22 protein-coding genes and 1 pseudogene are annotated in these 25,490 nt (G+C 65.5%); 10 read left to right on the forward strand and 13 right to left on the reverse strand.

The features are described from left to right. Positions 1–2: 2 nt before the first annotated feature. The 11 genes from AC1RDS_RS17235 to serA all read right to left on the reverse strand — a co-directional run bounded on the left by AC1RDS_RS17235 (position 3) and on the right by serA (position 12,950). The gene (locus tag AC1RDS_RS17235; protein ID WP_026437179.1) at positions 3–629 is read right to left on the reverse strand and encodes a DUF502 domain-containing protein; all 627 of its coding nucleotides are present in this window, start codon (positions 627–629) and stop codon (positions 3–5) included. Between the two features lie 8 nt (positions 630–637). Beyond that, positions 638–985: an FmdB family zinc ribbon protein gene (locus tag AC1RDS_RS17240; protein ID WP_092700875.1), complete on the reverse strand. Its 348-nt coding sequence runs from the start codon at positions 983–985 to the stop codon at positions 638–640. Between the two features lie 70 nt (positions 986–1,055). After that, positions 1,056–2,501, reverse strand: a complete 1,446-nt coding sequence (locus tag AC1RDS_RS17245; protein ID WP_092700872.1) for a high affinity choline transporter 1 — start codon at positions 2,499–2,501, stop codon at positions 1,056–1,058. A 63-nt stretch (positions 2,502–2,564) separates the two neighbouring features. Continuing rightward, on the reverse strand, positions 2,565–4,130 hold the full coding sequence (gene ubiB / locus AC1RDS_RS17250; RefSeq protein ID WP_348682968.1) for a ubiquinone biosynthesis regulatory protein kinase UbiB: 1,566 nt from the start codon (positions 4,128–4,130) through the stop codon (positions 2,565–2,567). Continuing rightward, positions 4,127–4,732 carry a hypothetical protein gene (locus AC1RDS_RS17255; RefSeq protein ID WP_348682966.1) on the reverse strand — a complete coding sequence of 202 codons (606 nt, stop codon included), beginning with the start codon at positions 4,730–4,732 and terminating at the stop codon, positions 4,127–4,129. The genes ubiB and AC1RDS_RS17255 overlap by 4 nt, the downstream gene beginning before the upstream one ends. Positions 4,733–4,771: 39 nt before the next feature. Continuing rightward, a complete protein-coding gene (locus AC1RDS_RS17260) occupies positions 4,772–5,779 on the reverse strand; it encodes a Tim44 domain-containing protein (RefSeq protein WP_287879286.1) in 1,008 nt (335 codons plus the stop codon). A 50-nt stretch (positions 5,780–5,829) separates the two neighbouring features. Then, the gene (gene ubiE / locus AC1RDS_RS17265; protein WP_287879284.1) at positions 5,830–6,561 is read right to left on the reverse strand and encodes a bifunctional demethylmenaquinone methyltransferase/2-methoxy-6-polyprenyl-1,4-benzoquinol methylase UbiE; all 732 of its coding nucleotides are present in this window, start codon (positions 6,559–6,561) and stop codon (positions 5,830–5,832) included. Positions 6,562–6,759: 198 nt separating this feature from the next. After that, positions 6,760–7,182 (reverse strand): gamma-butyrobetaine hydroxylase family protein, encoded by a 423-nt coding sequence (locus tag AC1RDS_RS17270; protein ID WP_092700857.1) that lies wholly within the window; start codon positions 7,180–7,182, stop codon positions 6,760–6,762. A gap of 80 nt (positions 7,183–7,262) precedes the next feature. Beyond that, the gene (locus tag AC1RDS_RS17275; protein ID WP_092700854.1) at positions 7,263–7,694 is read right to left on the reverse strand and encodes an HIT family protein; all 432 of its coding nucleotides are present in this window, start codon (positions 7,692–7,694) and stop codon (positions 7,263–7,265) included. Continuing rightward, positions 7,694–11,611, reverse strand: a complete 3,918-nt coding sequence (locus AC1RDS_RS17280) for a DUF3683 domain-containing protein (protein WP_092700851.1) — start codon at positions 11,609–11,611, stop codon at positions 7,694–7,696. Before AC1RDS_RS17280 ends, AC1RDS_RS17275 begins: the two co-directional genes overlap by 1 nt. A gap of 109 nt (positions 11,612–11,720) precedes the next feature. Continuing rightward, positions 11,721–12,950 (reverse strand): phosphoglycerate dehydrogenase, encoded by a 1,230-nt coding sequence (serA, locus tag AC1RDS_RS17285; protein WP_348682962.1) that lies wholly within the window; start codon positions 12,948–12,950, stop codon positions 11,721–11,723. Positions 12,951–13,247: 297 nt separating this feature from the next. Between serA and ugpB the strand changes: the two genes are divergently transcribed. The 6 genes from ugpB to AC1RDS_RS17315 all read left to right on the forward strand — a co-directional run bounded on the left by ugpB (position 13,248) and on the right by AC1RDS_RS17315 (position 20,830). Further along, the gene (ugpB, locus tag AC1RDS_RS17290; protein ID WP_092700848.1) at positions 13,248–14,564 is read left to right on the forward strand and encodes a sn-glycerol-3-phosphate ABC transporter substrate-binding protein UgpB; all 1,317 of its coding nucleotides are present in this window, start codon (positions 13,248–13,250) and stop codon (positions 14,562–14,564) included. 120 nt (positions 14,565–14,684) lie between these two features. After that, entirely contained in the window at positions 14,685–15,566 is an 882-nt protein-coding gene (ugpA, locus tag AC1RDS_RS17295; RefSeq protein WP_092700881.1) for a sn-glycerol-3-phosphate ABC transporter permease UgpA, read from the forward strand. A gap of 6 nt (positions 15,567–15,572) precedes the next feature. After that, complete coding sequence (gene ugpE / locus AC1RDS_RS17300) at positions 15,573–16,421, forward strand: sn-glycerol-3-phosphate ABC transporter permease UgpE (RefSeq protein WP_092700845.1); 849 nt, start codon at positions 15,573–15,575, stop codon at positions 16,419–16,421. A gap of 63 nt (positions 16,422–16,484) precedes the next feature. Then, complete coding sequence (locus AC1RDS_RS17305; RefSeq protein WP_348682959.1) at positions 16,485–17,489, forward strand: sn-glycerol-3-phosphate import ATP-binding protein UgpC; 1,005 nt, start codon at positions 16,485–16,487, stop codon at positions 17,487–17,489. 22 nt (positions 17,490–17,511) lie between these two features. Beyond that, complete coding sequence (ugpQ, locus tag AC1RDS_RS17310) at positions 17,512–18,252, forward strand: glycerophosphodiester phosphodiesterase (protein ID WP_431603989.1); 741 nt, start codon at positions 17,512–17,514, stop codon at positions 18,250–18,252. Positions 18,253–18,313: 61 nt separating this feature from the next. Next, the gene (locus AC1RDS_RS17315) at positions 18,314–20,830 is read left to right on the forward strand and encodes a DUF3772 domain-containing protein (RefSeq protein ID WP_431603988.1); all 2,517 of its coding nucleotides are present in this window, start codon (positions 18,314–18,316) and stop codon (positions 20,828–20,830) included. A gap of 107 nt (positions 20,831–20,937) precedes the next feature. Here AC1RDS_RS17315 and AC1RDS_RS17320 read toward each other — a convergent pair. Together AC1RDS_RS17320 and AC1RDS_RS17325 are read right to left on the reverse strand one after the other, a co-directional pair. Continuing rightward, positions 20,938–21,363: pseudogene (locus AC1RDS_RS17320) on the reverse strand (N-formylglutamate amidohydrolase); the annotation flags it as partial. Further along, positions 21,299–21,577, reverse strand: a complete 279-nt coding sequence (locus AC1RDS_RS17325) for a hypothetical protein (RefSeq protein WP_348682955.1) — start codon at positions 21,575–21,577, stop codon at positions 21,299–21,301. The gene AC1RDS_RS17325 and the pseudogene AC1RDS_RS17320, both read right to left, overlap by 65 nt. A 72-nt stretch (positions 21,578–21,649) precedes the next feature. On the opposite strand from AC1RDS_RS17325, the gene hemA reads away from it, so the two are divergent. From hemA to grxD, 4 genes are all read left to right on the forward strand, one after another. After that, positions 21,650–22,957 (forward strand): glutamyl-tRNA reductase, encoded by a 1,308-nt coding sequence (gene hemA / locus AC1RDS_RS17330; protein WP_092700830.1) that lies wholly within the window; start codon positions 21,650–21,652, stop codon positions 22,955–22,957. 100 nt (positions 22,958–23,057) lie between these two features. After that, positions 23,058–24,146, forward strand: a complete 1,089-nt coding sequence (prfA, locus tag AC1RDS_RS17335; protein ID WP_348682952.1) for a peptide chain release factor 1 — start codon at positions 23,058–23,060, stop codon at positions 24,144–24,146. Positions 24,147–24,222: 76 nt separating this feature from the next. Continuing rightward, a complete protein-coding gene (gene prmC / locus AC1RDS_RS17340; protein WP_348682950.1) occupies positions 24,223–25,065 on the forward strand; it encodes a peptide chain release factor N(5)-glutamine methyltransferase in 843 nt (280 codons plus the stop codon). A 49-nt stretch (positions 25,066–25,114) separates the two neighbouring features. Next, positions 25,115–25,438 (forward strand): Grx4 family monothiol glutaredoxin, encoded by a 324-nt coding sequence (gene grxD, locus AC1RDS_RS17345; RefSeq protein WP_026437548.1) that lies wholly within the window; start codon positions 25,115–25,117, stop codon positions 25,436–25,438. Positions 25,439–25,490: the final 52 nt, after the last annotated feature.

The raw sequence follows: 25,490 nt of genomic DNA on the forward strand, positions 1-25,490 counted from the left end.
ACTCACTTGGAGGAGACAGGGGCAAGGGCGGGGTCGGACGGAGCGACCACGCCCATCGAAATAATGTATTTGAGCGCTGCATCCACGCTCATGTCGAGTTCGACGCAGTCGCTCTTGCGCACCATCACGAAATACCCACCGGTGGGATTGGGGGTGGTGGGCACATACACGCTGACGAACTCATCGCGCAGATACGCCGCCACTTCGCCGCTGGGAGTGCCCGTGACGAAGGCGACGGTCCAGACCCCTTCACGGGGCCATTGCACCAGCACGGCGGTGCGAAAGGCGTTTCCGCTTTCGGAAAACAGCGTGTCGGAGACCTGCTTGACGCTCGAATAGATGGATCGCACCACCGGAATGCGACTGACCAGCGCATCGCCCCATTGCACCAGCTTGCGCCCGGCGAAGTTGCTGGCCGTCGCCCCCACCACCAGCAGGATCAGCAGGGTCAGCAGCACGCCAAAGCCCGGGATATGGAATCCCAGCAGCTTGTCGGGTTGCCAGGCACCGGGCAGGATCTGCAGGGTCTGGTCGAGTGTGCCCACGATCCAGTTGAGCACCGCGATGGTGATCACCCCCGGAACAATCACCAGCAGGCCGGTGAACAGCCATTTGCGCAAAGCGGACATTGAAGGACTCAGTCAGTAGTGGTGGCGCTGGCAGCCGTGGTGGCCGGGGCTGCACTGGCAGCCTCTTTCCTGGCGGCACCGGTATCGGCTGCGGCGGGCGCGGAAGCCGAAGCACCAGCGGCACCCTGGCCATCGCCCTTCGCATCGGTGGCGGGGGCAGAGGTGCCACTGTTGCCACCCCGAAAATCCGTCACATACCAGCCGGAGCCCTTGAGCTGGAAACCTGCGGCCGTCACCTGCTTGGAGAAGGTTTCGGCGCCGCACGCGGGGCACACCGTGAGCTGAGGGTCCGAGATTTTTTGCAGCACATCCTTGGCATGGCCGCAGGAGCCGCATTTGTAGGCGTATATAGGCATGACGAGAGTGTTGGGGGAAAGTGCAAAACCTTCAATTATAGGCGGCAGCGCTTTCTTCAACACCCCTGGCTCATTCCACTCCCACCATGCGATGGTGCCCGGCATGGCTGTTGCGCACGGCCTGCGGGCCCAGCGAGCCCGCCAGCATGCCCGCCAGCGCTGCCAGCAAACCGGCCAGCTGCGCCGGAAACACCTGGCCGGCCGGAGTTGCCAGAAATAGCAGCCAGGTCAGCAGGCCCAGCACGATGGCAAAAACCGCCCCCTGGGTGGTGGCCCGCTTCCAGTACAGGCCAAACACCAGCGGCACAAAGGCGCCGACCAGCGGCACCTGGTAGGCGCCGGAGACCAGCTCATAGATGGAAGTGCCCTCCATGCGGATGGCATAGGCCAGCACCAGGCCGCTGAACACCAGCGTGGTGATGCGCATGGTGCGCAAATGCTGCCTGTCGGAGGCATGCGGACGGAACTGGCGCCAGATGTTCTCGGTAAACGTCACGCTGGGCGCCAGCAGGGTGGCCGACGCGGTGGACTTGAGTGCCGACAGCAGCGCGCCAAAAAAGAGCACCTGCATGACAAAGGGCATCTTGTTCAGCACCAGCGTGGGCAGCACCTTTTGCGGGTCGTCCTTGAGCAGCGCTGCGGTCTCGGCGGGCATGATGAGGAGCGCGCTGGCCACCAGAAACATCGGGACAAAGGCAAACAGGATGTAGCAGATGCCACCAATCACGGGGCCGCGCGTGGCGGCCCGGATGTTGTTGGCCGACATCACGCGCTGAAAGACGTCCTGCTGGGGGATCGAGCCAAACATCATCGTGATGCCGGCCGCGATGAAGAACACGATGTCGTGGAATTGAGGTTCCGGCAGAAAGCGGAACAAATCGCGGCTCGCGGCCAGTTCGATGACCTTGTCGGCCCCGCCGGCCATGTTGCCGGCAAACACGGCGATCACCATCAACCCCACCACCAGGATGATCATCTGGATGAAGTCCGTCACGGCCACCGACCACATGCCGCCGAACAGCGTGTAGGCCAGGATGGACACCACCCCGATCGTCATGCCGATGGGGATGCTGATGGCACCGCCGGACAGCAGATTGAACACCAGTCCCAAGGCGGTGACCTGGGCCGAAACCCAGCCCAGGTAGCTCAGCATGATGATCAGCGAGCACACGACCTCCACCGCGCGGCCATAGCGCTCGCGGTAATAGTCGCTGATGGTCAGCAGCGTCATGCGGTAGAGCTTGCCCGCAAAGAACAGCCCCACCAGAATCAGGCAGAACCCCGCCCCGAAGGGGTCTTCGACCACATTGCCCAGTCCGCCCTCGATGAACTTGGCCGGGATCCCCAGCACCGTCTCCGAACCAAACCAGGTGGCAAACGTGGTGGTGACGATCATGTACAGCGGCAGATGGCGCCCGGCAATCGCAAAATCGGCGGCGTTCTTGACCCGCTTGGCAGCCACCAGGCCAATGGCGATGGTGATCAGGAGATAGACGATAACCAGGGTCAACAGCACGGCATGCTCCTCGATGTCGCGAACAGTAGGAAAAAAAGAAAAAGGAAACGGACCCCGTCCGCGTCAGAACAACCGGATCCTGACCATCAGCTGCATCACCAGCAGCCCCAGTACAAAGCCCAGGCCACCGTAGATGATGCTTTGCAACAGGCGGTTGGTGCGCTTTTGCGCCTCCAGCAAGTCGCGCAAGGCACCGTGCGACTCTGCCGGCCGCCGGCTCAGATAGTCATACAGCAGGCGCGGCAGCTCTGGAACCAGCTTGGCATAGTGCGGCGCCTCGGCCCGCAGTTCGCGCCACAGGCGCTGCGGGCCCATCTGCTCGAGCATCCACTTTTCCAGGAAGGGTTTGGCGGTGCTCCAGAGATCGAGTTCCGGATCGAGCTGGCGGCCCAGGCCCTCGATGTTGAGCAGGGTCTTTTGCAGCAGCACGAGCTGGGGCTGGATTTCGACCTGAAAGCGCCGGGACGTCTGGAACAGGCGCATCAGCACCATGCCCAGCGAGATTTCCTTGAGTGGCCGATCGAAATACGGCTCGCACACGGCGCGGATGGCCGATTCAAGGTCGTTGACGCGGGTTTCCCGCGGCACCCAGCCGCTTTCGATGTGCAGCTCGGCCACACGCTTGTAGTCGCGGCGGAAGAAGGCCACGAAGTTCTGCGCCAGGTATTCCTTGTCGGATTCGGTCAGGGTGCCCACGATGCCGAAATCGAGCGAGATATAGCGCCCGAATGTGGCCGGCTCCAGGCTCACCTGGATGTTGCCCGGGTGCATGTCGGCATGAAAGAAGCCGTCGCGAAACACCTGGGTGAAAAAGATCGTGACGCCATCGCGGGCCAATTTCGGAATATCGACCCCCGCATCGCGCAGACGCTCGACCTGGCTGATGGGCACGCCATTCATGCGCTGCATCACCATGACCTCGGGGTGGCAGAAATCCCAGAAGATTTCCGGGATCAGCACCAGATCCAGGCCAGCCATGTTGCGGCGCAATTGCGCGGCGTTGGCCGCCTCGCGCACCAGGTCCAACTCGTCGTGCAGGTAGTTGTCGAACTCGGCCACCACCTCGCGGGGCTTGAGGCGCTTGCCGTCGGCCGACAGGCTCTCCACCCAGCCCGCCATCATGCGCATGAGGCCCAGGTCTTTCTCGATCACCGGCAGCATGCCCGGGCGCAGCACCTTGACGGCCACCTCGCGCTCGACGCCTGCGCGGTCGCGCAGGGTGGCGAAATGCACCTGGGCAATCGACGCGCTGGCCACCGGCGTGCGATCGAATGCCACGAACACCTCGTCCACCGGCCGGCGGAACGCGCGCTCGATGGTGGCCATGGCGATGGCTGGATCGAAAGGCGGCACGCGGTCTTGCAGGCGCGCCAACTCGTCGGCCATGTCGGCGGGCAGCAGGTCGCGCCGGGTCGAAAGCACCTGGCCAAACTTGACGAAGATGGGCCCCAGCCGCTCCAGCGCTTCGCGCAGGCGCTGGCCGCGCGGCGCATCCAGATTACGGCCGACCGAAAGCAGGCGCGACAGCCAGCGCAGCCAGGGCTTCTGGAAGCTGTCCAGCACCAAGCCATCCAGCCCATACCGGAACACCACCCAGACGATGGTGGCACCCCGCAAAAAACGGCTCATGGAGCGGTCCGGTCAGCATGGCCCGGCGGTGACGCGGGCGCAGGCGTGGCAGCGGCCGGTGCCGGGGTGCTGGCCATGGGCGCCATGCGCGTGCCCACGAACTGGCGCAACGCCAGCGCTGCCTTGCGAACCACCTGGCCCAGCGTGTGCGCGGGCGCATCGCCAATCAGGCGGGCCACATCTTCTTCGATATCCCAGCGGACATGATCGACCAGCCAGTTGATCTCGGCCGCCAGCTGCACATCGCCCTCGATGCGGATGGCCGGCTTGTCGCCCCGCAGCGCCACGCTGGCCAGTGCCAGGGGAGAGGGCTCGGTCACTTCCAGCTGCAGATCGGGGGCTGCACCTTCGTGTGCCAGATTGAACAAGCCCGCCGGCGTGACCAGCAAGGCCATCGAATACGAGCGCCACTGCACGCGCGCCACGCGGCCGCGCTGGCGCACCAGGCGGTCCATGGCCTCCTTTTCCTGCATCAACACATGGTTGAGAAACAGGACCAGGCGCTGCTGCACCTCGTGCACCAGCCACTGCGGTGGCTGCGGGCCGGCGGCCACGCGGTCAAGGAGACCATCCAGAAATGAAAAAGGGGACTGTGTTGCCATAGTCCCCGATTATTCCCTGAACCGGGAAGCCCTGACGCTTTACTGCAGTGCTTGCACGCCCGCCACCAGCCAGCCGCTGGCGCCCGTCTTGGCCTTGGTCATGTTCCAGACCTCGCGGAAGGGGCTAGGCCCGGCCGAGGGTTCTTCGCGGATCATGCCCGAGAACTCCACGCTGGCCATGTAGCCGTCGTCCAGTTCCTCGATGCCCAGCAGTTGGGCATCGATCATGACCACATCGGTGTGGTTGGGCTGGTCGCCCCGGTGCGATTCGCGCTCGGTCAGCTGGGTGCGAATTTCATCGAGCATGCCGTCAGTCATCATCGAGCGCAGCGTGGCGATGTCGGAGCGGTCCCACGCGGCCTGCAGCGTGACGAAATTGCGCTTGGCCGCCGTGAGGAAACCGTCGGTGTCGAATCCATCTGGAATGCCCCAGTTTTGCGAACCCGAAAGAGCCGAGCCGATCATCGTGCCCGTGCCCTGCTGTTGCCGCGAGGCATCGAACGCCATGCCGCCGCGCTCCCAAGGCCGGGCCGAGGCATCGTTACCCACCTTGTCGGGGCTGTACTGGGGGGGCACTTGCGCTGCTGCAGGCGTTGCGGCACCGGCACCCTGGAAGGCAAACGGAGCCCCGCCAGCCACGGCGCCAGCTCCACCGCCGCTGCGGGCGCGCATCACCATCTTGAAGACGGCGAAAGCGGCCATGGCCAACAAGGCAATCATCAGGATATTGCCGAAGCCTTCACCCAAACCCAGGGAGCTGGCGAGCCAGGCAAGCCCCAGGCCGGCAGCCAGGCCGCCCAGCATGGCGCCCCAGGGTTTCTTGGTGGCTGCGGCCGGTGCCGCGGCGGCAGCCGGCTTGGCAGCCGTTGTGTTGGTGGCCGTCTGCGCCGGTGCGCCCGGCGTTGCAGGCGGCGTGGCCGACTCGCGCTGGGTCACGTTGCTGGACTGCTTGCCCACCGATTTGCCACCACCCATGCGGCGGGCGTCCGCATCGGCATGCGCAAACGCCAGCATCGCCACCAACACCACAGACCACAGTTTCATCATGATTTCTCCGTCTCCGTTAATTCATTCCGAGCGAAGCGCTCGGAATCTGCTCAGCACTTGATTCCAACATGCAAGGCCACAATGCCCCCCGTCATGTTGTGATAGTCCACATGCCCAAAGCCATTTTTCTGCATGAGGCTTTTGAGCTCTTCCTGCCCCGGATGCATGCGGATGGACTCCGCCAGGTAGCGGTAGCTGGCATCGTCGCCGGCCACCAGCTTGCCCAGCCGGGGCAGCACCTTGAAGGAATACCAGTCGTACACCTTGGTGAGTGGCTGGGCCACCTTGGAAAATTCCAGCACCAGCAACTTGCCGCCGGGCTTGAGCACACGGCACATTTCAGCGATCGCCTGGTCCTTGTGCGTCATGTTGCGCAGGCCAAAAGCGACGCTCACCACGTCAAAATGCGCGTCGGGGAAAGGCAGCTTTTCCGCATCGCACACCAGCGTGGGCAACACCACGCCCGCATCGATGAGGCGGTCGCGCCCCACACGCAGCATGGCTTCGTTGATATCGGTGTGCACCACGCGGCCCGATGTGCCCACCTTCCTGGAGAACGCCAGCGCCAGATCGCCCGTGCCACCGGCAATGTCCAGCACCTGGCTGCCTTCGCGCAGGTTGGCCACCATCACGGTGTAGGCCTTCCAGGCGCGGTGCAGGCCCGCCGACATGAGGTCGTTCATCACGTCGTACTTGGAGGCCACGGAGTCGAACACGCCGCGCACGCGGCGCGCCTTGTCCTGCTCGTCCACCGACTGGAAACCGAAATGCGTGGTGCTCATAAGAATCATGCTAGGCGCGTGAACGCCAGAGGTACAGCGACAACCCCGCACTGACTTGGGGCATCTGTCGCAATTAAGACAATGCCATTTCAACAAAAATGGCCGAAAACGCTCATTTATAAAGCGCCAATAGCTACATTTTAAATAGCAGACTGATCCACAGGGGCAAGCTCCGCTGGTACGGCAGCCCGCCAGCCTTCAGTGGCTGCCACACGCATGGCCGCCCGCACCACCCTTGGGCGCCATGGGCGCATCGCGGTCCACGCCGGCGGCGGCCAGGCGTTCGGTGTACTGCGCCCACAGCGCATCCTGCTGCTGGCCCAGCTCGTAGAGGTAGTCCCAGGTGAAGATGCCGCTGTCGTGTCCATCGGAGAACGTGGGCTTGACGGCGTAGTTGCCCACGGGTTCCAGATTGACCAGCGCCACGTCACGCTTGCCCGTCTGCAGCACCTCCTGGCCCGGGCCGTGCCCCTGCACCTCTGCAGACGGCGAGTACACGCGCATCAGCTCGAATGGAATGCGGAACGTGGCGCCATCGGAAAAGCCCACCTCCAGCACCCGCGATGTCTCGTGCACCGTGAGTGCCTGTGGCGTGGGGGCGCCCGCTTTCAAACCTGCCATGGAATCACCTGTGAGAAAACTGTTGTCAGAAACGACGGCTGCGATTGTCCCACCCGCGTGGGCGCACTCTGCATGCGGGGTTACCGGGTGGCCCACTGCGCCAGTTGCGACTGCAGGTGCGCTTCCAGCGCTGGCAGCAGCGCCTGCACGGCCGCCTCTTGCGCCGCCGGGCTGGGCCGCTGCGCAGCCGCCCAAACGGGCGCCGGAAAGTGGCTGTCCCAGTCAAACCGCGCAATCACATGCCAGTGCAGGTGCGGCACCATGTTGCCCAGCGCCGCGATGTTGACCTTGGTCGGCGACAGGTGCTGGCGCAGCGCCAGCTCCACCACGGTCACCGCCTCCATGCAATGCACGCGGTCGGCGGCGGCCAGGTCCGAGAACTCGGCCACATGCCCGTTCCAGACCACGCGGTAGAAGGCGGGAAACCCTGGCTCCTGCGCACGGATGACACGCAGGCGCTCGCCGCGCCAGATCAAGGCGCCACCGTCTTCGGCGCACAAGGGGCAGGCCATCAGACAAGGACCCGCTCGATGCCGCCCTGGTTGGCACGCTGCACGTATTCGGGCAGCCAGTTCTCGCCCAGGATCTGCCGGGCCATCTCGATGACGATGTAGTCGGCTTCAAGCAGGCCGGTCTGCAGGTCGTCGCCGTAGCGCGTGATGCCCTGCAGGCAGCTCGGGCAGCTGGTCAGGATCTTGATGTTGTCCTGCGCGCCGACGGCGCCGCTGGCGCGCAGCTGGGCTTCGCCCTTGCGGATTTCCTCTTCCTTGCGGAAGCGCACCTGGGTCGACACGTCGGGCCGCGTCACGCCCAGCGTGCCCGATTCGCCGCAGCAGCGCTCGCTCTTGAGCACCTTGTCGCCCACCAGGGCGCGCACGGTCTTCATCGAGTCGCCCTGCTTCATGGGGTTGTGACAGGGCTCGTGGTACAGGTAGCCGCCCTGGCCCGCGGGCAACGTGATGCCTTTTTCGAGCAGGTATTCGTGGATGTCGATGATGCGGCAGCCCGGGAAGATCTTGTCGAACTCGTAGCCCTGCAGCTGGTCGTAGCAGGTGCCGCAGCTCACCACCACGGTCTTGATATCCAGGTAGTTGAGCGTGTTGGCAACGCGGTGGAAGAGCACGCGGTTGTCCGTGATCATCTTCTCGGCCTTGTCGAACTGGCCGCTGCCGCGCTGCGGGTAGCCGCAGCACAGGTAGCCCGGCGGCAGCACCGTCTGCACGCCCGCGTGCCACAGCATGGCCTGGGTCGCCAAGCCAACCTGCGAGAACAAGCGCTCCGACCCGCACCCGGGGAAGTAGAACACCGCCTCGGTCTCGGCCGTGGTGGCCTGCGGGTTGCGGATGATGGGAACGTAGTCCTTGTCCTCGATGTCCAGCAGCGCACGCGCGGTTTTCTTGGGCAGACCACCCGGCAGCTTCTTGTTGACGAAATGGATCACCTGCTCCTTGATCGGCGCCGTGCCCACCGTGGCAGGCGGCTTGGCCGTCTGCTTGCGGGACACCTTGCGCAGCAGGTCCACCGCCATGCGCTGGGCCTTGAAGCCCACACCCACCATGGCCGTGCGCAGCAGCTTGATGGTGTCGGGGTTGGTGGCGTTGAGCATGGTCATGGCCAGCGCGTTGCCGGGCCGGAAGCTCTTCTTGCCCATCTTGCGCAGCAGGTTGCGCATGTTCATGGTGACGTCGCCGAAGTCGATCTTCACCGGGCAGGGGCTCTCGCACTTGTGGCACACCGTGCAGTGGTCGGCCACGTCCTCGAACTCCTGCCAGTGCTTGATGCTCACGCCCCGGCGGGTCTGCTCTTCATACAAAAACGCCTCGACCAGCAGCGAGGTCGCCAGGATCTTGTTGCGCGGGCTGTACAGCAGGTTGGCGCGCGGCACATGCGTGGAACACACGGGCTTGCACTTGCCGCAGCGCAGGCAGTCCTTGACCGAATCGGCAATCGCACCGATGTCGCTCTGCTGCATGATCAGCGACTCGTGGCCCATCAGGCCAAAGCTGGGCGTGTAGGCGTTGGTCAGATCGGCATGCAGCAGTGGATTGGAGGCCGAACTGGCCTCTTTCGCCTGCCCATCCAGCGCTGAAAGCTCCTGATTTCGGAGCAGCTTCCCCTTGTTGAAACGCCCTTGCGGGTCCACCTTCTGCTTGTACTGCGCAAACGGGCGCAGTTCGTCGTCGGTCAGAAACTCCAGCTTGGTGATGCCGATGCCGTGCTCACCCGAGATCACGCCATCGAGGCTGCGCGCCAGCACCATGATGCGTTCGACCGCCTGGTGCGCGGTCTGCAGCATTTCGTAGTCGTCGCTGTTGACCGGCAGGTTGGTATGCACGTTGCCGTCGCCCGCGTGCATGTGCAGGGCCACCCACACGCGGCCCTTGAGCACACGCTTGTGGATGGTGGTGGCTTCGTCGAGGATGGGCAGGAATGCCGCGCCCGAGAAGATGCCCTGCAGCGGAGCGCGCAGCTGGGTTTTCCAGCTCGCGCGCAGGGTGTGGTCCTGCAGCTGCGGAAACAGGGTTTCCACGTTCTGCAGCCAGCCGGACCACAGCGCACGCACCTCGGCCACCAGGGCCAGGGCCTGGGCCACGCGGTCTTCCAGCAGTTCGGCCGAGGGGATTTCGCTCGCGTCGTCGTGCCTGCCCAGCGGCAGGTTGCCGCGCTCGAAGAAGTCCGTGAGCGCGTCGCACAGCTTGATCTTGTTGCGCAGGGAGAGCTCGATGTTGATGCGCTCGATGCCGTCGGTGTACTCGGCCATGCGTGGCAGCGGGATCACCACGTCTTCATTGATCTTGAAGGCGTTGGTGTGGCGGCTGATGGCCGCCGTGCGCTTGCGGTCGAGCCAGAATTTCTTGCGCGCCTCGGGGCTGATGGCGATGAAGCCTTCACCGCTGCGCGAATTGGCAATGCGCACGACCTCGCTGGTCACGCGCGCCACGTCGTCGGCGTTGTCGCCCGCGATATCGCCGAACAGCACCATCTTGGGCAGGCCGCCGCCGTGCTTCTTGCTCTTGGTGGTGTAGCCGACGGCCTTCAGGTAGCGGTCGTCCAGATGCTCCAGGCCGGCCAGCAAAACGCCACTGCGCTTTTGCTCGGCGAACATGAAGTCCTTGATCTCGACGATGCTGGGCACGGCGTTCCTGGCGTTGCCAAAGAACTCCAGGCACACGGTGCGCGTGTGCTCGGGCATGCGGTGCACCACCCAGCGCGCGCTGGTGATGAGGCCGTCGCAGCCCTCCTTCTGGATGCCGGGCAGGCCCGAGAGGAACTTATCCGTCACGTCCTTGCCCAAGCCTTCCTTGCGGAAGGTCTTGCCCGGAATGGCCAGACGCTCGGTGCGCACGGGCGTCCTGCCGTCGGCCTCGAAATACTGCAACTCGAAAGTGGCGGTCTCCACGTCATGGATCTTGCCCATGTTGTGGTCCAGGCGGGTCACTTCCAGCCACTGTGCCTCGGGCGTCACCATGCGCCAGCTGGCCAGGTTGTCGAGCGCCGTGCCCCACAGCACGGCCTTCTTGCCACCGGCGTTCATGGCGATGTTGCCGCCGATGCACGAGGCCTCGGCACTGGTCGGGTCCACGGCAAACACAAAGCCTGCGCGCTCGGCGGCATCGGCCACGCGCTGGGTGACCACACCGGCTTCGGTCCACACCGTACCCACCTCGCGGTCCAGGCCCGGCAGGCGGCGCATCTCCACCTCGGTCATGGCTTCGAGCTTTTCGGTGTTGATGACCACGCTCTTCCACGTCAGCGGGATCGCGCCGCCGGTGTAGCCCGTGCCGCCCCCGCGCGGGATGATGGTCAGGCCCAGCTCGATGCAGCCCTTGACCAGGTGCGCCATTTCGGCCTCGGTGTCGGGGGTGAGCACGACAAACGGGTATTCGACGCGCCAGTCGGTGGCATCGGTGACATGCGAGACGCGCGAGAGGCCATCGAACTTGATGTTGTCGCGGGCCGTGAGGCGGCCCAGGGTCTTCTGGATCTGGCGGCGCAGGGTGGCGGCCTGTTCGAACGTGGCATCGAACTGCGCCACCGCGCGGCGCGCGGCCTGCGCCAGCTCGCCCACCAGGCGGTCGCGCTCGGCGTCGTCGTCGGGCGTGCGGCGCTTGTCGATCTCGCCCAGGCGGTGGTTCAGTGCATCGACCAGCAGTTTGCGGCGCGCGGGGTTGTCCAGCAGGTCGTCCTGCAGGTAGGGGTTGCGCTGCACCACCCAGATATCGCCCAGCACCTCGTACAGCATGCGGGCCGAGCGGCCCGTGCGGCGCTCGTTGCGCAGCTGATCGAGCACCTCCCAGGCGGGCGCCCCCAGCAGGCGGATCACGATCTCCCGGTCGGAGAACGAGGTGTAGTTATAGGGAATTTCACGCAGTCGGGCAGGCTCGGCGGCCTGCGTCTGCAAGGCCGCCAACGCGATCGGTACATTCATGGGGGTCTACCTGGGGTGGGGGCGTGATTTTAAGCCACCGGCCTGCGCCTTGCCGGGCAGGGGGAGGCCACACGACGCCAAAACGGCCGGGCGATGCCGCTCGGCGGCGTCAGAACAGCACGCGGCTGCGCAGTGTTCCGGGCACCTGGGCCAGCCTGTCCAGCGCCAGATCGGACGAAGCGGCGTCGATATCGATCACCACATAGCCAATCTGCTCGTTGGTCTGCAAGTACTGCGCCGAGACGTTGATCTGGTTGTCCGAGAAGATGCGGTTGATCTCGGACAGCACGCCCGGCACGTTGCGGTGGATGTGCAGCAGGCGGTGCTTGCCAGGGTGCGCGGGCAGCGCCACCTCGGGGAAGTTGACCGACGAGATGCTGGTGCCGTTATCGCTGTATTTCACGAGCTTTTCCGCCACCTCCAGGCCGATGTTGGCCTGCGCTTCCATGGTCGAGCCGCCGATGTGGGGCGTGAGGATGACGTTGTCGAACCCGCGCAGGGGCGACACGAATTCGTCCTTGTTGGTGCGCGGCTCGACCGGGAACACGTCGATGGCGGCGCCCAGCAGCTTCCTGGCCTTCAGCGCCTCGGCCAGCGGTTCGATCTGCACCACCGTGCCGCGCGCTGCGTTGATGAGGATGCCGCCGGGCTTCATGGCCGCAATTTCAGCCGCACCAATCATCCCTTCGGTGGACGGCAGCTCGGGCACATGCAGGCTCACGATGTCGCTCTGACCCAGCAAGTCGTGCAGGCGCTGCACCTGGCGCGCATTGCCCAGGGGCAGCTTGTTGACCACATCAAAAAACGCCACCTGCATGCCCAGCGCCTCGGCCAGCACCGACAGCTGCGTGCCGATGGAGCCATAACCCACGATACCAAGCGTCTTGCCACGGATCTCGTACGCGTTGTCGGCCGACTTGAGCCAGCCGCCCCGGTGCGCCACCGCATTCTTTTCGGGGATGCCGCGCAACAGCAGGATGGCCTCGGCCAGCACCAGCTCGGCCACCGAACGGGTGTTCGAATAAGGCGCATTGAAAACCGCAATGCCGCGCTCGCGCGCAGCGTTCAGGTCCACCTGGTTGGTACCAATACAGAAGCAGCCCACCGCTACCAGCTTGGGCGCGTGGGCAAACACCTCCTGCGTCAGCTGGGTGCGCGAGCGGATACCCACGAAATGGGCGTCCGCGATCTTGCGGCGCAGGTCGTCATCGGCAAGCGCCCCAGACACCGTCTCGATCTGGCTGTAACCCGCCGCCCGTATCACATCCACTGCAGACGCATGGATGCCCTCCAGCAACAGGAATTTGATCTTGCTTTTGTCCAGAGAAGTGGTGGCCATGGCGAAGTGAGGATGGAGAAAAGACCTGGCTTGCATGGGCACGAGGCGCTGCAATCCGGCAAGGCACCAAGCATGATGCATCGCACAAAAAACCGCCACCCTGCCCGCAATGGCCTTGATACCAACGGTGAATTCGCGCAATTTGTTACATGACGGTCACAAGGCGGCACCACCACGAACACGCAACGGGTTTCCCCGGTTGTCGGGGTAAATGGCCTGTGCGACAACGACACACCACTGACACAGGGGCTACCTAGCATGGTCCTTTTATGTCTTCGTCATCCTGGAGGAGTATTCATGCAATTCAAGCACCTGGCCTTGACCGCCGCACTTGCCACCACCGTGTGCGTTTCTGCCCAAGCACAGACCGAAATCCAGTGGTGGCATTCGATGACGGCCGTGAACAACGAGTGGGTCACCGACCTGGCCCGGCAGTTCAATGAAAGCCAGAAGGAATACAAGGTGGTGCCCACCTTCAAGGGGGCCTATGACGAAAGCATGACCGCCGCCATTGCGGCCTTCCGCTCGGGCAACGCACCGCACATCCTGCAGGTGTTCGAGGTGGGCACAGCCACCATGATGGCCAGCAAGGGCGCCACCGTGCCCGTGGCCAAGGTGATGCAGGACGCCGGCGCCGACTTCGACCCCAAGGCCTACATCCCCGCCGTGGCGGCCTATTACACGGCCCCCAATGGCCAGATGCTGAGCTTCCCGTTCAACAGCTCCACCACCATCTTCTATTACAACAAGGACGCCTTCAAGAAGGCCGGCCTGAACCCCGACAAGGCCCCCGCCACCTGGCCCGAAGTATTCGAAGCCGCCAAGAAGCTCAAGGCCAGCGGCCACAGCTGCCCCATGACGCTGGCCTGGAACGGCTGGACCCAGCTGGAGTCGTTCTCCGCCTGGCACAACGTCGAGTTCGCCACCGAAAAGAACGGCCTGAGCGCCAATGGCCACAAGGCCCGCATGAAGATCAACTCGCCGCTGCACGTGCGGCACATCGACAACCTGGCCAAGGCCGCCAAGGCGGGCGAGTACCTGTACAAGGGCCGCGGCTCCGCGGCACAGGCTTCGTTCACCGCCGGCGAATGCGCCATGATCCAGACCTCGTCGGGCTTCTATGGCGACGTGGCCAAGAACGCCAAGTTCGCCTACGGCCTGGCCCCCATGCCCTACTACCCCGACGTGAAGGGCGCGCCGCAGAACACCGTGATCGGCGGCGCCTCGCTGTGGGTCATGGCCGGCAAGAAGCCCGAGGAATACAAGGGCGTGGCCAAGTTCTTCGAATTCCTGTCGCAGACCAAGGTGCAGGCCGCCAGCCACCAGCGCACGGGCTACCTGCCCATCACCATGGGCGCCTATGAGCTGACGGACAAGTCCGGCTTCTACGCCAAGCACCCCGGCACCGACGTGGCCGTGAACCAGATGGTGCGCAAGGTGACCGACAACTCGCGCGGCATCCGCCTGGGCAACTACGTGCAGATCCGCACCATCGAGGACGAGGAAATGGAACAGGTGTGGGCCGGCAAGAAGACGGCCAAGGAAGCCCTGGACGCCATCGTGAGCCGCGGCAACGAGCTGCTGGCCCGCTTCGAGCGCTCGTACAAGCAATAAGATCAGGGGCCGGGCGCCACTGGGTGCCTGCCCTGCCTCTGCGGCCCCGAAACTGGGGGCCGCTTCACCTTTCCCGACGGTTGCAGCCCTGCACCGGCGGTTTTTTTGTTTGTGACCGTCATGGAAAAACGCGTACTTTTCCGCTCGGCCTGGCTGCCCTGGGTACTGATTGCCCCCCAGCTGCTCATCATCGGCATCTTCTTCTTCTGGCCCGCCGCCCAAGCCGTGATCCAGTCCTTCCAGATGGAGGACGCCTTCGGCATGAGCACCGAGTGGGTGGGGCTGGACAACTTCCGCCAGCTGGTGGACAACCCCTCGTACCTCGACTCCTTCCAGCGCACGGCCGTGTTCTCGGTGCTGGTGGCGGGCATCGGCATCGTCGTGTCGCTCGCGCTGGCGATCTTTGCCGACCGCATCGTGCGCTTTGCCCTGGTCTACAAGACCTTGCTCATCGTGCCCTATGCAGTGGCGCCGGTGATTGCGGGCGTGCTGTGGGTGTTCCTGTTCTCGCCCTCCATTGGCGTGGTCACCTACTACCTGGGCGCACTGGGATACAACTGGAACCACATGATGAACGATGGGCAGGCCATGGCGCTTATCGTGATCGCCTCGGTGTGGAAGCAGATTTCCTACAACTTCCTGTTCTTCCTGGCGGGCCTGCAATCGATACCGAAGGCATTGATCGAGGCCGCATCCATCGATGGTGCGGGTCCCTGGCGCCGGTTCTGGAACATCCAGCTGCCGCTGCTGTCGCCCACCACGTTCTTTTTGCTGGTGATCAACATCGTCTACGCGTTCTTTGACACCTTCGGCATCATCGACGCGGCCACCCAGGGCGGCCCCGGCCAGTCCACTTCCATCCTGGTCTACAAGGTGTACCAGGACGGTTTCAAGGCGCTGGACCTGGGCGGCTCGGCCGCCCAGTCGGTGATCCTGATGTGCATCGTGGTGGCGCTCACCGTGGTGCAGTTCCGCTACGTCGAGAAAAAAGTCCAATACTGAGGCCCCATGGTTGACCGCAATCCCTGGCTCAATTTCCTGTCCCACGCCGTGCTGATCCTCGGCGTGGCCATCGTGGCCTTTCCGCTGTACCTGGCGCTGATCGCATCCACCCACACGGCCGACGCCATCGTGCAGTCGCCCATGCCGCTGCTGCCCGGTGCCCACCTGTGGGACAACTACCGCGCCGCGCTGCTCGGCTCGGGCAAGCTGGGCTCCAACACCAACGTTTTGCACATGATGTGGGTGAGCTTCGTGGTGGCCATGGTCATCACCGTGGGCAAGATCGCGATTTCGCTGCTGTCGGCGTTCGCCATCGTGTACTTCCGCTTCCCGTTCAAGATGCTGTGCTTCTGGGCCATCTTCGTGACGCTGATGCTGCCCGTGGAAGTGCGCATCCTGCCCACCTACAAGGTGGTCGCCGACCTGGGCCTGCTCAACAGCTACGCGGGCCTCACGCTGCCGCTGATCGCCTCGGCCACTGCCACTTTCTTGTTCCGCCAGTTCTTCCTGACGGTGCCCGACGAACTGGTGGAAGCCGCGCGCATGGATGGCGCAGGCCCGATGCGCTTTTTCAAGGACGTGCTGGTGCCGCTGTCGCGCACCTCGATTGCCGCGCTGTTCGTGATCCAGTTCATCTACGGCTGGAACCAGTACCTCTGGCCCCTGCTGATGACCACCACGGAAGACATGTACCCCGTGGTGATCGGTATCAAGCGCATGCTGGCCGGCGGAGAGGCCGCCGTGGACTGGAACATCGTGATGGCCACCGCCATCGTGGCCATGCTGCCGCCCACAGCCGTCGTCATCCTGATGCAGAAGTGGTTCGTCAAGGGCCTGGTAGATACCGAGAAATAAGCGTCAAAACCACCTGCAACGCTTATGAAGAAAGCGCTTGCAGCTGTTCATTCAATAGCAAATATGGCATCCATCACCCTTCGCAACATCATCAAGCGCTACGGCCACGGCCCCAAGGCCAACCCGGTGATCCACGGCGTGAACGCCGAGATCCACGACGGCGAATTCGTCGTCATCGTCGGCCCCTCGGGCTGCGGCAAATCCACGCTGCTGCGCATGGTGGCCGGCCTGGAAGAAATCACCGACGGCACGATCTCCATCGGCGAGCGCGTGGTCAACAACCTCGAACCCGCGCAGCGCGACATCGCCATGGTGTTCCAGAACTACGCGCTGTATCCGCACATGAGCGTGTTCGACAACATGGCTTACGGTCTCAAGATCGCCAGCGTGCCCCGGGACGAGATCAAGACGCGCGTGGACAAGGCCGCCAAGATCCTGGAACTGGGCCACCTGCTCGAACGCAAGCCGCGCGAGCTGTCGGGCGGCCAGCGCCAGCGCGTGGCCATGGGCCGGGCCATCGTGCGCCAGCCGCAGGTGTTTTTGTTCGACGAACCGCTGTCCAACCTCGACGCCAAACTGCGCGCCCAGACGCGCATCGAAATCCAGAAGCTGCACCGCGAGCTGGGCATCACCAGCCTGTTCGTCACCCACGACCAGGTCGAGGCCATGACGCTGGCGCAGCGCATGATCGTGATGAACGCCGGCAACATGGAGCAGTTCGGCACGCCCGAAGAGGTCTACCACACGCCGGCATCGATCTTTGTGGCCAGCTTCATCGGCTCTCCGCCCATGAACCTGCTGCGCCACGCGCGCAACAGCAAGCCCGGCGCCATTCTGGGCATTCGCCCCGAGCACCTGGACATCACCGCCACCGGCTGGGAGGTGCGCGTGGACACGGTCGAACTGCTGGGCGCCGAGCGCCTGGTCTACGCCACCATGGGCGGCGACCACCTGATCGTGCGCATTGACGAAGGCAGCGCCTCGCCCCAGGCAGGCGACACCATCCACATCACGCCGCGCGCAGACCGCCTGCACTGGTTCGATGCCCAGTCCGGCAAGCGCCTCTGACCTGCCCCGACGGATGCAGCCCATGGAGAACCCCTGGCCCTATCCCCGCTGGATCGCCCACCGTGGCGCCGGCAAGCTGGCGCCCGAAAACACGATGTCGGCATTCCGACTGGGCGCGCAATACGGTTACCGCATGTTCGAATGCGACGCCAAGCTCAGCGCCGATGGCGTGCTGTTTCTGCTGCACGATGCCACGCTGCAGCGCACCACCAACGGCCACGGCACGGGCGGCGAGCTGCCCTGGTCTGCCCTGTCGCAGCTGGATGCAGGCAGCTGGCATTCGCGCGCCGGTGCAGGTGAGAGCCTGCCCACGCTGGAAGCGCTGGCGCGCTGGTGCCTGGCCAACCATTTCTGCCTGAATGTGGAGATCAAGCCCACGCCCGGCACCGAAGCCGCCACCGGCCGCGCCGTGGCCGAGCTGCTGGCACGCATCTGGCCCGCCACAGCCATTGCGCCCTTGCTCACCTCGTTCCGGCCCGATGCGCTGGCGGCGGCCCAGGCCGCTGCGCCGCAGTTGCCGCGCGGCCTGCTGATCGACACCCTGCAGCCGGGCTGCCTCGACCTGGCGCAGCAACTGGGCTGCCAGGCGCTGGTGTGCAACCACGCACTGTGGGATGCAGCCCTGGTGGCACAAGTACATGCACTCGGCCTGCGTGCCCTGAGCTACACGGTGAACGACGAGTGGGCTGCCCAACGCCTGATCGACCTGGGAACCGATGGCATCATCACCGACCGCGTCGATCTGTTCAGCCCCGCCCGATAGCGGTGGGCCCGCCCGTACGGTTGCTCACGTGTCGCACCCCGTGCAGGCTGAAAATAAGTGCATGCACCGCCGCCACACCTTCCCCCCGCCCAAGCCACCCGCCCTGCTGCGCTGCCTGCCAGCAGCCCCCTGGCCGCTGGCGCGCCTGCTGCTGTGCTGGCTGCTCGCGGGCTGGCTCGGGGCACTGGGCCCGGCCCCTGCGCTGGCCCAGGAGCAGTCGACGAAGTCCAGCATGGACCAGACCGGCAAGGACAACACCCCCCTGCCCCAGGTGGACGAACTGCGCAAGCAGCTGGACGCCATTCCCAGGAAACTGGACGAAGCGGACAGCAACCGCCAGCTGCTGGATGAAATCAACGCCGTTGGCACGGCGGCCGAACGCCTGGCGAACCATCGCACCACCGAGCTGGCCGAGCTGGACCTGCGCCTCGCCGGCCTGGGCCCGGCGCCCGCCAAGGGCACCCCGGCGGAAGCACCGGACGTGGCCGCGCAACGCGCGAGCCTGAACAAGCAGCGCACCGATATTGATGCCGAACTCAAGCTCGCGCGCCTGATCGCCGTGGATGCCGAACAGCGCGGTGCCGACCTCGTGCGCCAGCGCCGCCTGCAGTTTCAGGCCGCGCTGACCACGCACGCCGACTCGCCCTTGAGCCCCTCCTTCTGGCGCACCCTGCGCCACACCGCCCCGGGCGACTTCGCGCGCCTGCAGGTGCTGGGCGCAGATCTGCTCGGCGCAGCGCGCGCGGCGCTGGACTCCAAGCACCGCAACGCCTTCCAGGGCTACCTGCTGCTGGCCCTGCTGCTGGCCGTGGCGGGCACCTGGCTGGCCGAGCGCATCCTCGTGCGTGTTCTGCCGTCGCGCCTGCCGGCGGGGCGGCTGCGACGCTCCCTGCTGGCCATGGCCGCCATCGTGGCCAACGTGCTCATCATCGGCACCGCCATGCAATTTGCCTGGAGCGCGCTCAAGCTCGGCGGGCCGCTGCCGGACAACCTGCTGGCGCTGCAGCAGGCCACCGTGCGCGCCGCCGCCTATGCCGCCTTCGTGGTCACGCTGGGCCATGGGCTGCTGTCGCGCCGGCGCAGCTCCTGGCGCCTGCTGCCCATCTCCGACGATCTGGCCCGGCGCCTGAGCCCCCTTCCGTGGTGGACGGCCGCGCTGTCGGCACTGGGCGCTGTGGTGACCGACGTCAACGCGATCATCGGCGCCAGCCTGGCGGCCGAGGTGCTGGTTCACGCTGTCTTCGCGCTGCTGCTGTCCTTCTCGGTGGCCGTGGCGCTGGGCCGTCTGCACGCCACGCCCGATGGCGCTGCGGCCGGCGACGAGGCAGCCCACGGACGGCCAGACAGCGAGGCCAGCCGGCCCCTGTGGGTGGGCCTGATCCTGGCCGGTGCCGGCGTTGCGGTGGTGCTCACCGTGGCGGCGGTGGTCTTCGGCTTCATCGCGCTGGCCGGCACGCTGGCGCGGCAGATGGTGTGGTCTGGCGTGGTCTTTGCCACCACCTATCTTCTGTTCCAGCTGGCCGACGATCTGAGCCAGGCGCTGCTGTCGTCCAAGGGACGCGTCGGCGCACGCATCCACAACACGCTGGGCATCAGCGCGCAACTGCTCGACCAGTCCGCGGTGGTGCTCTCGGGCTTGCTGCGCGTGCTGCTGTTTTTCTACATGGTCATCGCGCTGATGGCACCGCTGGGCACCAACCCGGACGAACTCTTTCGCCGCGGCAGCAATGTGGACCACAACCTGAAGGTAGGTGATCTGACGCTCGCTCCCCAAGCGCTGTTGACCGCGCTGGCGGTGGTTTGCGCGGGCTTTGTCGCCATCCGCATTGGCAAGCACTGGCTCAGCGAACGCTACTTTCCGCACACCTCGCTGGAGCCGGGCATGCGCAGCTCCATCGTCACGCTGCTGGGCTATGTGGGCGGGGTGGTGGTGATCGCGGTGGCGCTGGCAGGCCTGGGGATCAGCGTGGAGCGCATCGCCTGGGTGGCCAGCGCGCTGTCGGTGGGCATCGGCTTCGGCCTCCAGGCCATCGTGCAGAACTTCATATCGGGCCTGATCCTGCTGGCCGAGCGGCCGGTGAAGGTGGGCGACTGGGTGGTGCTGGGCGACACCGAGGGCGACGTGCGCCGCGTCAATGTGCGCGCCACCGAGATCCAGCTGGGCGACCGCTCCACGGTGATCGTGCCCAACTCCGAGTTCATCACCAAGACCGTGCGCAACATGACGCTGGGCAGCGCCCAGGGCCGCGTGCTGCTGCGCCTGCCCGCGCCGCTCGATACCGACGCGCGGCGCATGCGCGCGCTGATCCTGCAGGCCTTCCATGCGCACGAGGACATCCTGGAGAACCCCGCACCGTCAGTGACGCTGGAGGGCGTCCAGAGCGGCACGCTCACCTTCCTGGCGATCGGCTACGTGAGCAGCCCGCGCAACGCCGCGGGCGTGCGCAGCGACGTGCTGTTCGCCATCCTGGATGCGCTGCGCGAGGCAGGCCTGGCGCTGTCGCCGCCAGCCACCACCTCGGTGGCCCAGGCACAGCGCGACACCACGCCGGAGCCGCCGCTGCCGGAACCCGCATGACGCTCCTTTTTCAATAGCTTCTTGCGCTTGCCATACCGGCGCTCACGGCCAACTGGGTTTCAAACCGTCCGCTGCGCCAGCACATAGCCGGCGACCACGCCCAGCAGCTGGCCGATGTGGCCGATGAGCTCCACACCCTTGTAGGGCTCGTTGCAGGCCACGCTGTAGCCAAAGCCCCGCAGCGTGTCGCCGATGAGATGGATGAATTCGGGCGCGCAGGTGGTACCGTCGCGGTCGCCCAGCACTGCCTGGTGGAAAAAGACCTGGCGGCCGGTCGCATTGCCATTGCGGTGCCGCAACCCGTGGTGATCGACCGTGGCTACTATCTGTGCCAGCCAGCGGGCCGGGCCGCCCCGGCCGCGTTGCAGGATTTTCGGCTGTGGCTGCTGGCACAGGCCCAACCAGGGTCTGCATGGCCCCCGTGCGGCAGCAAGGCGAACGCAGCGAAACGGCCCCGAGACCCCGCCCCTACGCGCGCCAGCCGCGCACCAGCACCCATTGGCAACTGGCACAGGCCAGCACCAGCGTCGCATAGGTGAGCATCTTGCCGTCGCGGCCCAGCAGCACCAGCCCGGCCACCAGCACGGCACAGCCAACCACGAAATTAATAGCTATCTGCGCCCGCCACGTAAGCATCGACTGGCCTTTGGGTCGTATCCACCGCCCGCCCAGCACCAGCAGCAGGGCCAGCGCCGCAGCGGGCGCAATGAAATTCACAGCGTGGTAAAAAGCGTCCAGAGGACCCATAGAACATGACCCAGATCAAGGCTTGAGCAGACACGGTGCCCGGCGCTGCGAACAATTTTATAATTGGCGCTTATGGCAGTCTGGGCCCTCGGCATCAACCACACCACCGCGCCGCTCGACCTGCGCGGCCGGTTTGCGTTTGCGCTCGACCAGATCACGCCCACGCTGCAGGGCCTACGCCAGTCGCTGGGCCAGAGCAGCCGCCACCCAGGCGTTGAAACCGCCATCATTTCCACCTGCAACCGCACCGAGATCTATTGCGCGGGCGAGCAAGCCGCCATGGACCACACGCTGGGCTGGCTGGCGCAAAGCGGCGGCGTGAGCCCCGCACTGCTGCGCTCGCACTCCTACACCCTCGAAGACAGCCTGGTGGCACGCCACGCCTTTCGCGTGGCCAGCGGGCTCGACTCGATGGTGCTGGGCGAGGCCCAGATTCTCGGGCAGATGAAAAACGCCGTGCGCGCCGCCGAAACCGCCGGGGCGCTGGGCACCACGCTCAACCAGCTCTTCCAGCGCAGCTTTGCCGTGGCCAAGGAAGTGCGCACCAGCACCGAGATCGGCGCACACAGCATCAGCATGGCCGCCGCCGCCGTGCGCCTGGCGGGCCAGCTGTTTGAAGACCTCAGCAAGATTCGCGTACTGTTTGTCGGCGCGGGCGAGATGATCGAGCTGGCGGCCACGCACTTCGCGGCCCGCAACCCCCAATCCATTGCCATCGCCAACCGCACGCTCGAACGCGGCGAAAAGCTGGCCACACGTTTTGGCGGCGAGGTGATGCGCCTGTCCGACCTGCCCGAGCGCCTGCACGAATTCGACGCCATCATCAGCTGCACGGCCAGCACCCTGCCCATCATCGGCCTGGGCGCCGTGGAGCGTGCCCTCAAGAAGCGCCGCCACCGCCCCATGTTCATGGTCGATCTGGCCGTGCCGCGCGACATCGAGCCCGAGGTCAAGGCCCTGGGCGACGTGTACCTGTACACCGTGGACGATCTGGCCAGCGTGGTGCAGACCGCCCAGGCCAACCGCCAGGCCGCCGTGGCGCAGGCGGAGGCCATCATCGATGCCGGCGTGCAAAGCTTCATGCACTGGATGGAGCTGCGCAGCCCCATCGGACAGGTCGGCGGCGTGGTACCCCTGATCCAGCAGATCAACGCCCAGACCGACGAGTGGCGTGCCCTGGAGATCGCCCGTGCCAAGAAGCTGCTGGCCAAGGGCGAGGATGTCGATGCCGTGCTGGAGGCCCTGTCGCGCGGCCTGGCCCAGAAGATGCTGCACGGCACCATGGCCGAGCTGCGGGCCGGCGACGCCGACATGCGCGCACAAACCGCGCAGACCGTCTCGCGCCTGTTCCTGCGCTCGCAGAGCAAGACCAGGCTGTAGCGGCGCCCGCCTGCTCCGAATTTCAAGCCAGATCAGCCCTGACGCCTGATCAACAGGCGCATTAAGCTACACATTCAGTAGCATTCACTTTCCCCCTCGCATGAAACCCTTTCTCCGAAGCCAGCTGGAACGCTATGCACAGCGTCTGGGCGAACTGGACTTTCTGCTCTCGCGCGAGGACATCATGGCCGACATGGCGCAGTACCGCGCCATCTCGCGCGAGCACGCCGAGGTCACACAGATTGCGGGCCGCTATGCCCGCTACCAGCAGCGCGAGACCGACCTGGAGGGCGCGCGCGAGATGCTGGCCGACCCCGACATGGCCGAGATGGCGCAGGAAGAAATCACCTCCGCCGAGACCGAGCTGCTGCAGCTCGAAGACGAACTGCAGCGCCTGCTGCTGCCCAAGGACCCCGACGACGCACGCAATGCGTTTGTGGAAATCCGCGCAGGCACGGGCGGCGATGAATCGGCCCTGTTTGCCGGCGACCTGACGCGCATGTACACGCGCTACGCCGACCGCGTGGGCTGGAAAGTCGAAGTGGTCAGCGAGAACGCGGCCGAGCTGGGTGGCTACAAGGAAATCGTGCTGCGCATCGAAGGTGACCATGTGTATGGCGCTCTCAAGTTCGAGTCCGGCGGCCACCGCGTACAGCGCGTGCCCGCCACCGAAACCCAGGGACGCATCCACACCAGCGCCTGCACCGTGGCCGTGATGCCCGAGCCCGACGAGACCGAGGCCATCAAGCTCAACCCGGCAGACCTGCGCATCGACACCTTCCGCGCGTCGGGTGCGGGCGGGCAGCACATCAACAAGACCGACTCGGCCGTGCGCGTGGTGCACCTGCCCACCGGCATCGTGGCCGAATGCCAGGACGGGCGCAGTCAGCACAGCAACAAGGCCAAGGCGCTGCAGGTGCTGCAGGCGCGCATCCAGGAAAAGGAACGCAGCGAACGCGCCGCCAAGGAGGCCGCGCTGCGCAAGGGCCTGATCGGCAGCGGCGACCGCAGCGACCGCATCCGCACCTACAACTTCCCGCAGGGGCGCCTGACCGACCACCGCATCAACCTCACTCTGTACAAGCTGCAGTACGTGATGGACGGTGACCTGGCCGACGTGCTGCAGGCCCTGGCCCACGCGCGCGAGGCCGAACAGCTCGAAGAGCTGGAGATGGGCGCCGCGGGCTGACGATCTGCAACCAGTATTTGAATCAGATGGACCTCTGGCGTTTACCCATCAAGCGTCAACAGCTATCAAAACAAGAGTGACCGACACAACCTCCACCCTGGCGCAGGCACTGGACCAGGCCCGCACCCTCGGCCTGGAACGCATTGATGCCCAACTTTTGCTGCTGCACGCACTGGCCCGCCCCGACGCCGGCCGCGCCTGGCTGCTGGCGCACGACACCGACGCCCTGGACCCCGCGGTGCACGCGCAGTTCCTGGCCCTGTGCCAGCGCCGCACCGCAGGCGAGCCCGTGGCCTACCTCACGGGCCGCAAGGAGTTTTACGGTCTGCCCCTGCAGGTGGACGCCCGCGTGCTCGACCCGCGTCCCGACACCGAAACACTGGTGGACTGGGCCCTGGAAGTGATCGCCCCCCTGCCCGCCCCGAGCGTGCTGGACCTGGGCACCGGCAGTGGCGCCATTGCGCTGGCCCTGCAACACCAGCACCCCACGGCCCAGGTGCTGGCGGTGGATGCCAGCGCCGATGCACTGGCCGTGGCACAGGCCAATGCGCAGCGGCTGGCACTGCCCGTGCGGTTCCTGCAGGACCACTGGCTGGCTGCAGTGCCAGGCCGGTTCGAGGCCATCGTTTCCAACCCGCCCTACATTGCCGCCGCCGACCCGCACCTGGCCGCGCTGATCCACGAGCCCCTGCAGGCCCTGGCCAGCGGTACCGACGGCCTGGACGACATCCGCACCATCATCGCCCAGGCCCCGGCGCACCTGCAGCCTGGCGGCTGGCTGCTGCTGGAGCATGGCCATGACCAGGCCGGCACCGTCAGAGCGCTGCTGCAGGCACAGGGTTTTGCACAGGTGCAAAGCCGCAATGACCTCGCCGGCATCGCGCGTTGCACCGGCGGGCAGTGGCCAACAGTGAAATAATCCCCCCATTGCGGGCCTGCGCCCGTCAGCCCCTTCAAGGAGAACCCCCATGAGCGACACCCAACAACGCATCGACGCCCTCGTGAAGTCCAACGACATCCTGCTGTTCATGAAAGGCAATGCCAGCTTTCCGATGTGCGGCTTCTCGGGCCGCGCCATCCAGATCCTCAAGGCCTGCGGCGTGGACACCAAGGCGCTGACCACCGTCAACGTGCTGGAAGACGAGGAAATCCGCCAGGGCATCAAGGAATACAGCAACTGGCCCACCATTCCCCAGCTGTATGTGAAGGGCGAGTTCATCGGCGGCTCGGACATCATGATGGAGATGTACGAATCGGGCGAGCTCAAGCAGGTGCTGGGCACCGAGGGCTGACAGCCCGCCGGGCCCTACCGCCCGCGCATCCTGCGCTGCAAGGCCGCCCCCG

It is taken from the genome of Acidovorax sp. GW823-FHT02H02 (assembly GCF_058797075.1).